We start from the raw sequence: 10,822 nt of genomic DNA, 5'->3' as shown, positions 1-10,822 counted from the left end.
GCCTTGATCTGGGCGTCCGTGCGGCCCTGTGCCTTCTGGTCCTTGGTCCAGGCGGTCACGCCGTCCTTGACCGCGTCCCAGACGTTGGGGCAGTTGGTGTCGCCGCAGTAGTTGGAGCCGTACCGCGCCTCGTTGTAGTCGACCTTGACCCAGTCGGAGACCTCGCCGTCGACCGAGTAACGGCCGGAGGAGGTCTTCTCGTAGTAGGTCTTCAGGGACTCCTTCTGCTTGCCCTTGGAGTCCTTGCCCTCACCGAAGTACAGGTCCTGGAAGTGCTTCTGGTTGTAGTCCTTCTGCCAGGCCGTGCTGTTGTCCTTCGCACGGTCCGGCTTCGCTATCTTGTTGTGCGCCGGACCGGGCTTGCCGCCGTACTTCTTGACGGGCGGCTCGGGGCCGTCCGCGCCGTCGGGGTCGTACATGGTGGTGTCGTCCACCTTGTCCCCGAACTCCACCAGGATCGTGAAGATCTTGTCGGTCTTCTCCCGGCCGAGCTCGACGTACTTCTTGTCGTCGAGCTTCACGACCTGGGAGCCGCCGCGCTTTTGCACCTTGGCGTCGCCCGCGACGACCTGCTGGAGCGCCGCCTTGCGCTGCTGCGCCTGCTGCTTGCTGAAAGGCCCGTCGAGGTCGTGGTCGACCTGCGCCTTGGCCCTGCCCGGGTCCTGCCGGTCGATGGCGGGAGCCCCGGTGGACCCACTGTCCTCGGCCGATGCGGTGGCTGCCGAGAACGTGGCGGCTGCCGCGGCCATTGCCACGGCGGCCGCGGTGGCTCTGAACGTCCGTCTGCTGACTGTCACTTGATGATGTCCTCCCCCGCGTCCGCGCGAAGGCGGGCCGAGGTCCCGGTCGGAGGAGGTCCGCGCGCGATACGCGTCACAAGTGACGACATTCGACCGGAGATACGGGAGAAAAGACAGACCTTGACTTGAACAGGCCAAGTGCACTATGCAGATCTGGAGATCCGTTATTCGGACGTATGCGCCCGCCCGTCGGCATGGTCAACAGGCGCGTCTCACCGTCCACTTGCTGGACATCATGAACCAGTGCGCCCCCTTTGCTGCCGCACCGTGGGTTAGGTCACGCTTACTGCCTGTTCCCGACGGGCATGCAGCGGATTAGAGTCATTCGTCGGTGCGTCCTGGCGCGTGGCGACAATCCCAAGTCGTCGCAGCCGGGCACCCTTTGATTCGTATACACAGCTTCACATTGGGCACGACCACCCCCGCATCCGCTGTCCCGAGGACGGATTACGCCATGCCTCGTCCCATGCCGCTGCCTCGTCCCACCCCCGCTCAGATCACCTACGGCACTCTGACGGTCATCTTCTCGACGCTCGCCATGCTGCTGCTCTCCCAGACGAGTTCGGGGGTCGGTGTCGCGGTGATAGCAGTCGCCGCGCTCGGCCTCGGGTTACTCGTGGCCATGACGGTTCCCCAACCGGCGGCCCAACGCGAGTCCGAACCCGCGGCCTCACCTGCCGCACGGGTCGCCCCCGCCGCCAGGACCGCCGAAGAGCGCGTTCCGGTCCAGCGGGCCGCCGCGCCCGTCCTTGCCGAGTCCGTACGCGAGCCGGCGGGCCCGTAAGGATCACGGGCCCGCCTGGTCTGCCGCTTCGTTCTGCCGCCGCACCTCTTGCCGCCGCGGTGGCCGTGTCCGGTGTCGTCAGCCGGTGCTGACCACCACCGTCTTGGCGGCCTTGTCGTGCAGGCCCTGCTTGTAGGGCTTGTCGAAGAAGCTCCAGCCGCCGCAGATCGCCGTCCAGATGCAGGCGCAGCAGAAGGCGAACGGCAGCCAGAGGACGGCCGCGCGGACGAGCGCGGTCTGCAGGGTGGGCGTCGCCCCGTCGTTGAGGTTCGCGACCCGCAGCCCCAGCCACTTCTTGCCCAGGGTCTGGCCCGTCCTGGAGATCATGAAGCTGTCGTACGCGATGTAGAGCACGGCGGCGAGCAGGGACTGCCCGAAGCTCTTGCCGTACTGGACCTTGTCCGGGTCGACGTCGAACTCGTTCGTGCCGAAGCCCCACGAGAGCAGCCAGACCACCACACCGACGATGATCATGTCGAGGATGCGGGCGAGCACGCGCTTGCCGCTCTCCGCCAGCGGCGGCATGCCGGCCAGCGGATCCCCGGCTCCCCCGTAGGGATCCCCGCCGCCTCCGCCGTAGGGACCCCCTCCTCCGCCTCCGTAGGGACCCCCTCCTTCGCCTCCGTACGGCGGGGGCGGCGGGGGCGTGCCGTACGGGGAGCCGCCGCTGTCCGGCGGGGGCTGCTTCCTGAAGGGGTCGTTGTCGTCCGGGGGCGGCGGGTATTGCGGCGGTTCGGTACTCATGGGCCGAGTCGACCGCGGGGGCGCCGGGGGCGCATCCGCGGAGCGGCTGTCCGGGTTAAACACGTCCTCGAACGCCGGACGGACCGGGGCTTTCAGCCCGTCCGGCGTTCGAGGACGAACTCGGCGGAGCCGGTGATGGACGGCGCCCAGGGGCCAGAATCAACCGGCTACGAACGTTCCCGCGGCCTTGTCGTGCCAGCACTGGCGCCACGGGCGGTCGAACACGCACCACACGACGCCGACGACCCCGATCACCAGGACCCCCGGCACCACATAGACGAGCCACCGCTTGAGCGCCGCCCCGAACGACGGCGCGTCATGCTCCTCCATGTCCCGCACCTGAAGCCCGAGCACCCTCTTGCCCAGCGTCCGCCCCCACTTGGCCGTGGGCAGGACTTCGTAGAGGACGCCGAAGAGGAGCAGCACGGCCAGGACCATCCCCAGATAGCCAGCCGTGGTGCCGTCGAGCAGCCACACGGTGACCTTCTCGCCGGACAGCTTCGCCGCGTCGATCTTGCTGTCGATGTGATCGGCGGCCTTCGTGCCCAGCGGCAGCGCCGCCGCGCCGGTCACGGCCACCAGGACGAGCGTGTCGATGAGCCGCGCCGCGAACCGCTTGCCGAGCCCCGCGGGCCGCGCCGACGCCTGGTTCTGCGCCATGGCGAGGAACGGGTCGTTGGCCACCGGCTTCCACGGCGTGACGGGCTGCTGCTGCCCGTCCCCCTCGGCGAGCTGGTGCACCTGCTGCGCCCACGAGGGCGAGCCGCCGCCGGGCCCCGAGGTCACGGGCGAAGTCGCACCGCCCTGCTGCGGAACGGACGGCTGTACGGGGGTGGGGGCGGGCGCAGGGGCGGGCGCGGGTGCCGGCGCAGGGGCGGGCGCGGCGGCCTGCGGCGGCACGGCGGTCTGCGCAGGCGCCGGGGTCTGCGCCCCCGTGCCGGACGCAGCCGCACCGGAAGACTTCGGACGGAGCGCCCGGATCGCCATGGTGCCTTCGGTGCCGGGCGTGACCGACGTGCCCGGCGAGGCCGCCGCGGGCCGTACCGGACCCGAGGGCCTGCGGAACGTCACCGTGCCGTCCGTCGAGGGCTGCTGCTGCGGTGGCGTACTGGCGCCGCCCGAGCCACCCGGCTTGATCGCACGGATCTGCACCGTGCCGGGTCCGTTCGACTCCGGAGCGGGAGTGGAGGAAGGAGAAGAGGGGGAAGAGGGGGAAGGAGCGGCGTCCCCGGACGTCGGCGCACTCGGCACCCGCGGGTCCGCCGACCGCGAGGCACCCCGCTGCTCGGGCCCGCCCCAAGAAATTCGCTGCTCCTGTTCGCCGCCGAGCCCCGCCTGCCGGGCAGCGTCCGCTTGCCACGCGGAGGCCGGTTCGGGCCGGGTCCCGTGCTGCGCGGCACCGGCATCAACCGCCCCGCCCGCCCCGGGATCGGACGGCGCCTGCGACGGCGCCGGATCCTCGTCGAAGAAGTGCGGCCCCGTCTCCTCCGCCGCGGAGGCGGACGCAGACACCGGGGCAGCCGCAGGTCCGGACGCGGAAACGGGCCCCGGCACAGGCGCGGACCCGGACCCGGGAGGCGCGGGCAGCGATTCCCCGTCGGTCGGTGCGGGACGGCTGGTTCCGGGCACCCAGGCCGCGCCGTTCCAGTACCGGACATATCCGGGAATGGACGGATCGGGGTAGTAGCCTTCGCGGGGCCTGTCGTCGCCTGGGGCCGGAGTTGGGGCGCTCATGTCCGTCGTCCCGTATCTGCTCGGGGGTCTTTTTGAGGCTCCACATCTATCAGACCTCCGCGCCTCACAGTGCGGGTCCTGCCCCACAGACCACTATCCGGGCACAGTTCAACCACGTACCGAACTCGTACGGAGAAAGTTTCCGCAACCCGCGTAACGCTTCGCCGCCGGCGCGCTCTCTCCTTGCACGGACCCGCTCCAGGGATCCGAACGAGGAAGGAACAGCACCGACATGCACACCGTGGTGGAACGCGAGCTTGAGCTCAAACTCGTCCTCTCGCCGGAACGCGCCGTCCCCGTCCCGGCCCGCCTCAGCTACCGCACCGACGACCCCTACGCCGTCCACATCTCCTTCCACATCGGCTCCGACCACCCCGTGGACTGGACGTTCGCCCGCGAGCTCCTGGTCGAGGGGGTGTTCAGGCCCTGCGGGCACGGCGACGTCCGGGTCTGGCCCACGAAGGTCGACGGGCGCAGCGTCGTTCTGATGGCGCTGACCTCACCCGACGGTGACGCCCTTCTGGAGGCGCCGTCGCCCGCCGTGTCCGCCTGGCTCGAGCGCACGCTGCGGGTGGTCCCTCCGGGTTCCGAGGCTGAGCGGCTCGGCATCGACGACGGCCTCGCCGAGCTGCTCATGGCGTCCACGGGCCGCATCGACGAGCTCTGGCTGCGCGACCCGTGGCCCTCGGACGAGTCCAAGGACGGTGAGTGAACCGCGCCGCCACGGGGGCATGCGCGAGGTCAGAACAGCTTGCCGGGATTGAGGAGGGAGAGCGGGTCGAAGGCGGTCTTGATGGCGCGCTGCATCTCCACGCCCACCGGGCCGATCTCGCGGGCGAGCCACTCCTTCTTGAGGACGCCCACGCCGTGCTCGCCGGTGATCGTGCCGCCGAGTTCCAGGCCGAGCGCCATGATCTCGTCGAAGGACTCGCGGGCTCGGCGGCCCTCGTCTGCGTCCGCCGCGTCGAAGCAGACGGTGGGGTGGGTGTTGCCGTCGCCCGCGTGGGCGCAGACGCCGATGGTGAGGCCGTACTTCTCGGCGATGCGCTCGACGCCTTCGAGCATGTCGGCGAGCTTGGAGCGCGGCACGCACACGTCGTCGATCATCGTCGTGCCCTTGACCGCTTCGAGCGCGGTGAGCGACAACCGCCGTGCCTGGAGCAGGAGTTCGGACTCCGCCGCGTCCTCGGCCGGAACCACCTGGGTCGCGCCCGCGGCCTCGCAGAGCGCGCCGACCGCCGCGAGGTCCGCGGCGGGGTCCGAGGTGTCGAAGGCGGCGAGGAGCAGCGCTTCGGTGGTCTCCGGGAGGCCCATGTGGGCCAGGGCGTTGACGGCCCTGATGGTCGTACGGTCCATCAGTTCAAGGAGTGAGGGGACGTGCCCCCCTTCCATGATCTTGCATACGGCGTCGCAGGCCGCCTGCGCCGAGCCGAACTCCGCGGCCAGGACGAGCTGCTGCGGCGGCTGCGGCTTCAGGGCGAGGGTCGCGCGCACGACGATGCCGAGGCTGCCCTCGGAGCCGACGAAGAGGCGCGTGAGGTCATAGCCCGCGACGCCCTTGGCGGTGCGCCGTCCGGTGCTCATGAGCCGTCCGTCGGCGAGGACGACGTCGAGGCCGAGTACGTACTCCGCCGTCACGCCGTACTTCACGCAGCACAGGCCGCCCGAGGCCGTGCCGATGTTCCCGCCGATGGTGCAGGTCTCCCAACTGGAGGGGTCCGGCGGGTAGTAGAGACCGTGTTCGTTCACGGCGCGGGAGAGCGCGGCGTTGACGACGCCGGGTTCGACGACCGCGATCCGGTCGACGGGGTTGATCTCCAGGATGCGGTCCATCTTGACCAGGGAGAGCACGATGCAGCCCTCGCTGGCGTTCGCGCCGCCCGAGAGGCCCGTGCGGGCGCCCTGCGGGACCACCGGAAGCCGTAGCTCGGTCGCCGTGCGCATGACGTGCTGGACCTGCTCGACGGTGCGCGGCAGGACGACGACGGCCGGGGTGCCCGCGTCGCAGAAGCTCGCCATGTCGTTCGCGTACGAGGACGTGACGTCGGGGTCCGTGAGGACGGCGTCGGCGGGGAGGCCCTCGCTACCGACACAGAGGAGTTCGATGAGTGTGCGGCTCATGATCACAGCCTCGCACCCGGGGCCATCGGTGTGAACCCGTGTGCGACGCCGGTCCGCATGCCGGGATGTGCTCTTCGTATTGACGCACAGTGAAGGCCATGGAGATCGAGAGCCGGTCCGGGCCGAAGACCGAGAAGGACGTGACCACCGAGGACGTGACCGCGCCCTGCCTCTGGAGCGAGCCGTCACGGAGTCCGCGCCGGTCCGCTCTCCTGCGGCGCGCCCTGATCGCCGGGGTAGCCGGGTGTGTGGTGCTCGGCGGTGTGCTGGTCCTGATGCCCCCGGAGGAGAAGGCGGCGCCGCCCGCTCCCGGGCCCGCCGGGCGGGCGATGGCGGCGGCGGGTGCCGGGGCTCCCGCGGCGCTGCCCGATCTCACGGTGCTCATCGGGAAGCGGGAGGCGCATCTGCGCAAGCACCCCGGTGACGACGAGTCGTGGGCGGTGCTCGGGGCCGCCTACGTCGAGCGTGGCCTGCGCACCGCGGACTCCGCGTACTACCCCAGGGCCGAACGGGCGCTGCGCACGTCCCTGAAGACCAGGCCGCAGCGGAACACGCAGGCCCTGACGGGCATGGCGGCGCTCGCCAACGCGCGGCACGACTTCCGCGGGGCGAAGAAGTGGGGCGAGGCCGCGGTCGCCCTGGCGCCGAAGCGGTGGACGGCGTATCCCGTCCTGATCGAGGCGTACGGCGGCCTCGGCGACGCGAAGGGCGTGGAGAAGGCCCTGGAGACGCTCAAGGAGTTGCACTCGGGCGCCGCGGTGAAGGCCAGGTCCGGGCAGGTCTACCGGGACCGCGGCTGGCGCGAGGATGCGGCGACGGCGCTGATGGACGCGGCGGTGCTCGCGCAGGGCCCCGCGCAGAAGGCGGCCTGCCTGTACCGGGTGGGCGAGCTGTCGTGGGAGCGGGGCGAGCCCGCGGAGGCGCTGCGCTACTACGACGCGGCGCTGCTCTCGGACCCCGACCACCACCCTTCCCTCGCCGCGAAGGGCCGGGCGCTGGCCGCTCTGGGCCGTACGGCGGACGCGCTGCGTTCCTATCAGAACGCGCTGAGAAGGCAGCCCAATCCGGAGTACGCCCTGGCCCTCGGCGAGCTGTACGAGTCGCTGCGGCTCGCCCCCGCGTCACGGGCGCAGTACGACGTGCTGCGGGCCCGCGTGAAGCAGGAAGGGGTCAACGGCGTCAACGACGAACGGATCCTCGGCCTGTACGAGGCGGACCACGGGGACCCGGAGGCCGCGGTGGACCGCCTGCGGGCGGAGTTCAAGCGCCACCCCAGCCCGGAGGTGGCGGACGCCCTCGGCTGGGCGCTGCACCGGGCAGGTGAGAGCAAGGAGGGCCTGAAGTTCGCGACGCGGGCGACGGAGAAGGGGCCGATCAACGCGCTGCTCTCCTACCACCGGGGTGAGATCGAGCGGGAGATCGGCAAGTACGGGGCGGCGCGGCGGCACATCGGCGAGGCGCTGCGCATCAACCCGTACTTCTCCCCGCTGCTCGTCCCGGCCGCCAAGGAGGCCATGGAGTCCCTGGGCGAGCCGCCGGACGGCGGCCCGGAGCAGATGTACGCGCCTCCGGGATCGACCCCCGACCCCATTCCGACCCCGAAGCCGAAGCCCAAGCCGAAACCGAAGCCCACCCCCACACCCACGCCCACGCAGCAGAGCTGACGCCGCTCCCCCCGCGGTTACAGCGTCGCCGTGCCGATCAGGGCGTTGCGCGTGACCAGGTCGGTGAGAGCCTGCTCCGTCAGGTCTTCCGTGCCCTCGGGGCGGCGGGGCAGGACCAGGTAGCGGGTCTCCGCGCTGGAGTCCCAGACGGTGATCTCCGTGCCGTCTGGCAGGAGGCAGCCGAACTCCGCGAGGACGGCCCGCGGTTCGCGCACCACGCGCGACCGGTAGGCCTCGCTCTTGTACCAGCTGGGCGAAGGGCCGAGCAGCCGCACCGGATAGCAGGAGCAGAGGGTGCAGACGACGATGTTGTGGGTGCCGTCGGTGTTCTCCACGACCCGGAGGCGCTGCGGCTGGACCCCGCCCGCCGCGTAACCGAGTTCGGCCACCGCCGACGTGCCGTCCGCGAGCAGGCGTTCCCTGAACGCGGGGTTCGTCCACGCCCTGGCCACGATCCGGGCCCCGTTCAGCGGGGACGATCCGGCGAGGAACGCGTCGAGTGCCTCGTCGAGAGCTGCCCCGGCGACGATCCCGCGCTCCTCCAACAGGGCTTCCAGCTTGCGTACTTGGCGGGAGATCGCCGCATCCGCGTGCGTACCGGACATCAGTGGCGGCCCTCCGCTTCCGGCTCCAGATAGCTCTCCCACAGGTCGAGCACCACCCCGTGGTCACCTTCGCCCCACAGCTCCCGCGCGGCGAACCGCACCGCGTACACCTGCTCCAGGGGCGCGTCGCCCCGCCCCTGCGAGCGGACGTCCGCCAGCGGGTGGCGGCCTTCGGGTTCGACCACCACGCCCCGCTTGCCCCTGGCGTACCGGGGCAGGCGGGTGTGGTGCGTCGGGTCGTGGTGGAGGGTGCGGACGCGGGCGCCCGCGGCGAACCGGTCAGTCATCCAGCTCACCCGCCGCCAGCACGCCCTTGCGTTCGAGCAGCACGCGGATCGCGTGGAACCACCGCTCGTAGTACGACGCCGCCAGGTACTCCCCCGGCGGCATCGTCTCCACTGCGTCCCTGAACTCGTCCAGGTTGTAGACGCCTTCGCGCACCAGCGCACTGTTGAGCGCGAAGACCCGCGCCTCCCAGTCCGCGTGGAAGGGTTCGGTGTCGTCGGTGGTGTCGACGGGCCCGAAGCCCGTCATCCCTCCGACGTCGTTGATCCTGGCCATGCGCGCACTCTAGCCAGCGATCCCCGGGGCGTCCTAGAGGTTGCCCCTCTTCTCCTGCTCGCGCTCGATCGCCTCGAAGAGGGCCTTGAAGTTGCCCTTGCCGAAGCCCATCGAGCCGTGCCGCTCGATCATCTCGAAGAAGACCGTCGGGCGGTCCTGGACCGGCTTGGTGAAGATCTGGAGCAGGTAGCCGTCCTCGTCTCGGTCGACCAGGATCTTCAGCTCGCGCAGGGTCTCGACGGGGACGCGGGTCTCACCGGCCCACTCGCCCAGGGTGTCGTAGTACGAGTCGGGGGTGTCGAGGAACTGGACGCCGGCCGCGCGCATGGTGCGTACGGTCTCCACGATGTCGTTCGTGGCGAGCGCGATGTGCTGGACGCCCGCGCCGCCGTAGAACTCCAGGTACTCGTCGATCTGGGACTTCTTCTTGGCGATGGCGGGCTCGTTGATCGGGAACTTCACCTTGAGGGTGCCGTCCGCGACCACCTTCGACATCAGCGCGCTGTACTCGGTCGCGATGTCGTCGCCCACGAACTCCTTCATGTTCGTGAAGCCCATGACCTTGTTGTAGAAGGCGACCCACTCGTTCATCTTGCCGAGTTCGACGTTGCCGACGCAGTGGTCGATCGCCTGGAAGGTCCGCTTGGCGGGCGGCTCCACGATCGGGGACGCGGCGGAGTAGCCGGGCAGGTAGGGGCCGTCGTAGCCGGTGCGGTCGACCAGCGTGTGGCGGGTCTTGCCGTACGTGGCGATGGCGGCGAGGACGACCGTGCCGTGCTCGTCCTTGACCTCGTAGGGCTCGGTGAGGCCGCGGGCGCCCTGTTCGACGGCGTACGCATAGGCGGCGCGGGCGTCCGGCACCTCGATGGCGAGGTCGACGACGCCGTCGCCGTGCTCGGCGACGTGGCCCTCGACGAAGTGGCCCCAGTCGGTGGAGGCCTTGATGACGGAGGTGAAGACGAAGCGGGCGCCGCCGTTGGTGAGGACGTACGTCGCGGTCTCGCGGCTGCCCGTCTCCGGACCGGCGTACGCCACGAGTTTCATGCCGAACGCCGTGGAGTAGTAGTGCGCCGCCTGTTTGGCGTTGCCCACGGCGAAGACGACCGCATCCATGCCCTTGACCGGGAAGGGATCGGCATCGCGCGCGGTGCGGGGGGTGCCGGAGAGGGCCGACGTGTCCTGGGTGTTCGCGGTAGCTGCCATGCCCGCAGGCTCCCGCCGTATCGCAAGGTGCGCAATAGTTTGCGTACTCAGTGGGCAATCTGCACAGCCACAGGGCAGAGTGAGCGGACCATCTGTACACGATGACCACCTCTGAAGCGGAGAAGAACACCCCATGACGATCGATCATCTGGACGGCAGGCTCATCGTGCTGCTCGCCCGCGAGCCCCGTATCGGTGTCCTGGAGGCGTCGCGCCGGCTCGGCGTCGCACGCGGGACCGTGCAGGCCCGGATGGACCGTCTTCAGTCGAACGGAGTCATCCGGGGCTTCGGCCCCGAGGTCGACCCCGCCGCCCTCGGCTATCCCGTCACCGCCTTCGCCACGCTGGAGATCAAACAGGGCCAGGGCGCCGACGTACGGGCGCATTTGGCGACCGTCGCCGAAGTGCTCGAACTGCACACCATCACCGGCCACGGAGACATGCTCTGCCGGCTCGTCGCCCGTTCGAACGCGGATCTCCAACGTGTGATCGACCGCGTCCTGGGTTTTGATGGCATCGTCCGGGCCTCCACGGCGATCGTCATGGAGAACCCCGTTCCGCTGCGGATCATCCCGCTGGTCGAACAGGCGTCAGAGGGCACCTGATG

12 protein-coding genes are annotated in these 10,822 nt (G+C 70.4%); 4 read left to right on the top strand and 8 right to left on the bottom strand.

The window, feature by feature from the left end:
* The coding region (locus tag ACQKIP_RS12070) for an immune inhibitor A domain-containing protein (RefSeq protein WP_427742915.1) at positions 1–797 on the bottom strand (797 nt) is incomplete at its 3' end.
* 475 nt (positions 798–1,272) lie between these two features.
* On the opposite strand from ACQKIP_RS12070, the gene ACQKIP_RS12065 reads away from it, so the two are divergent.
* On the top strand, positions 1,273–1,584 hold the full coding sequence (locus tag ACQKIP_RS12065) for a hypothetical protein (protein WP_365857999.1): 312 nt from the start codon (positions 1,273–1,275) through the stop codon (positions 1,582–1,584).
* A 78-nt stretch (positions 1,585–1,662) separates the two neighbouring features.
* On the opposite strand, the gene ACQKIP_RS12060 is transcribed toward ACQKIP_RS12065, so the two are convergent.
* Both ACQKIP_RS12060 and ACQKIP_RS12055 read right to left on the bottom strand, forming a co-directional pair.
* A complete protein-coding gene (locus ACQKIP_RS12060) occupies positions 1,663–2,328 on the bottom strand; it encodes an RDD family protein (RefSeq protein WP_365857327.1) in 666 nt (221 codons plus the stop codon).
* 159 nt (positions 2,329–2,487) lie between these two features.
* The gene (locus ACQKIP_RS12055; protein ID WP_365857325.1) at positions 2,488–4,062 is read right to left on the bottom strand and encodes an RDD family protein; all 1,575 of its coding nucleotides are present in this window, start codon (positions 4,060–4,062) and stop codon (positions 2,488–2,490) included.
* A 232-nt stretch (positions 4,063–4,294) separates the two neighbouring features.
* Here ACQKIP_RS12055 and ACQKIP_RS12050 point away from each other — a divergent pair, with 232 nt between their 5' ends.
* On the top strand, positions 4,295–4,774 hold the full coding sequence (locus ACQKIP_RS12050; RefSeq protein ID WP_365857323.1) for an SsgA family sporulation/cell division regulator: 480 nt from the start codon (positions 4,295–4,297) through the stop codon (positions 4,772–4,774).
* Positions 4,775–4,803: 29 nt separating this feature from the next.
* On the opposite strand, the gene ACQKIP_RS12045 is transcribed toward ACQKIP_RS12050, so the two are convergent.
* Complete coding sequence (locus ACQKIP_RS12045) at positions 4,804–6,183, bottom strand: FAD-binding oxidoreductase (RefSeq protein WP_365857321.1); 1,380 nt, start codon at positions 6,181–6,183, stop codon at positions 4,804–4,806.
* A 98-nt stretch (positions 6,184–6,281) separates the two neighbouring features.
* Between ACQKIP_RS12045 and ACQKIP_RS12040 the strand changes: the two genes are divergently transcribed.
* On the top strand, positions 6,282–7,847 hold the full coding sequence (locus ACQKIP_RS12040) for a tetratricopeptide repeat protein (protein ID WP_365857319.1): 1,566 nt from the start codon (positions 6,282–6,284) through the stop codon (positions 7,845–7,847).
* A gap of 17 nt (positions 7,848–7,864) precedes the next feature.
* Here the strand turns inward: ACQKIP_RS12040 and nthA are convergent, their stop codons facing one another.
* From nthA to hppD, 4 genes are read right to left on the bottom strand one after another with little or no spacing between them, the layout of a single operon-like run.
* Complete coding sequence (gene nthA / locus ACQKIP_RS12035) at positions 7,865–8,452, bottom strand: nitrile hydratase subunit alpha (RefSeq protein ID WP_365857317.1); 588 nt, start codon at positions 8,450–8,452, stop codon at positions 7,865–7,867.
* Positions 8,452–8,739 carry an SH3-like domain-containing protein gene (locus tag ACQKIP_RS12030; protein WP_365857314.1) on the bottom strand — a complete coding sequence of 96 codons (288 nt, stop codon included), beginning with the start codon at positions 8,737–8,739 and terminating at the stop codon, positions 8,452–8,454. Before ACQKIP_RS12030 ends, nthA begins: the two co-directional genes overlap by 1 nt.
* Positions 8,732–9,013 carry a hypothetical protein gene (locus ACQKIP_RS12025; RefSeq protein ID WP_365857312.1) on the bottom strand — a complete coding sequence of 94 codons (282 nt, stop codon included), beginning with the start codon at positions 9,011–9,013 and terminating at the stop codon, positions 8,732–8,734. Before ACQKIP_RS12025 ends, ACQKIP_RS12030 begins: the two co-directional genes overlap by 8 nt.
* 33 nt (positions 9,014–9,046) lie before the next feature.
* Positions 9,047–10,216, bottom strand: a complete 1,170-nt coding sequence (gene hppD / locus ACQKIP_RS12020) for a 4-hydroxyphenylpyruvate dioxygenase (RefSeq protein WP_365857310.1) — start codon at positions 10,214–10,216, stop codon at positions 9,047–9,049.
* 133 nt (positions 10,217–10,349) lie between these two features.
* Between hppD and ACQKIP_RS12015 the strand changes: the two genes are divergently transcribed.
* The gene (locus tag ACQKIP_RS12015; protein ID WP_361186698.1) at positions 10,350–10,820 is read left to right on the top strand and encodes an Lrp/AsnC family transcriptional regulator; all 471 of its coding nucleotides are present in this window, start codon (positions 10,350–10,352) and stop codon (positions 10,818–10,820) included.
* Positions 10,821–10,822 lie beyond the last annotated feature (2 nt).

The organism is Streptomyces sp. NPDC059900, assembly GCF_050270335.1.
In the GTDB taxonomy this organism is placed as follows: Bacteria; Actinomycetota; Actinomycetes; order Streptomycetales; family Streptomycetaceae; genus Streptomyces.
This window is presented reverse-complemented; position numbering and strand designations above follow the sequence as displayed.

What these genes read in the sequence shown, in the direction of transcription:
- ACQKIP_RS12050 (WP_365857323.1), top strand. Translation starts at nt 4,295, where the DNA reads ATGCACACCGTGGTGGAACGCGAGCTTGAGCTCAAACTCGTCCTCTCG.
- ACQKIP_RS12060 (WP_365857327.1), bottom strand. Translation starts at nt 2,328, where the DNA reads ATGAGTACCGAACCGCCGCAATACCCGCCGCCCCCGGACGACAACGAC.
- ACQKIP_RS12055 (WP_365857325.1), bottom strand. Translation starts at nt 4,062, where the DNA reads ATGAGCGCCCCAACTCCGGCCCCAGGCGACGACAGGCCCCGCGAAGGC.
- ACQKIP_RS12030 (WP_365857314.1), bottom strand. Translation starts at nt 8,739, where the DNA reads ATGACTGACCGGTTCGCCGCGGGCGCCCGCGTCCGCACCCTCCACCAC.
- hppD (WP_365857310.1), bottom strand. Translation starts at nt 10,216, where the DNA reads ATGGCAGCTACCGCGAACACCCAGGACACGTCGGCCCTCTCCGGCACC.
- ACQKIP_RS12015 (WP_361186698.1), top strand. Translation starts at nt 10,350, where the DNA reads ATGACGATCGATCATCTGGACGGCAGGCTCATCGTGCTGCTCGCCCGC.
- nthA (WP_365857317.1), bottom strand. Translation starts at nt 8,452, where the DNA reads ATGTCCGGTACGCACGCGGATGCGGCGATCTCCCGCCAAGTACGCAAG.
- ACQKIP_RS12025 (WP_365857312.1), bottom strand. Translation starts at nt 9,013, where the DNA reads ATGGCCAGGATCAACGACGTCGGAGGGATGACGGGCTTCGGGCCCGTC.
- ACQKIP_RS12040 (WP_365857319.1), top strand. Translation starts at nt 6,282, where the DNA reads ATGGAGATCGAGAGCCGGTCCGGGCCGAAGACCGAGAAGGACGTGACC.
- ACQKIP_RS12045 (WP_365857321.1), bottom strand. Translation starts at nt 6,183, where the DNA reads ATGAGCCGCACACTCATCGAACTCCTCTGTGTCGGTAGCGAGGGCCTC.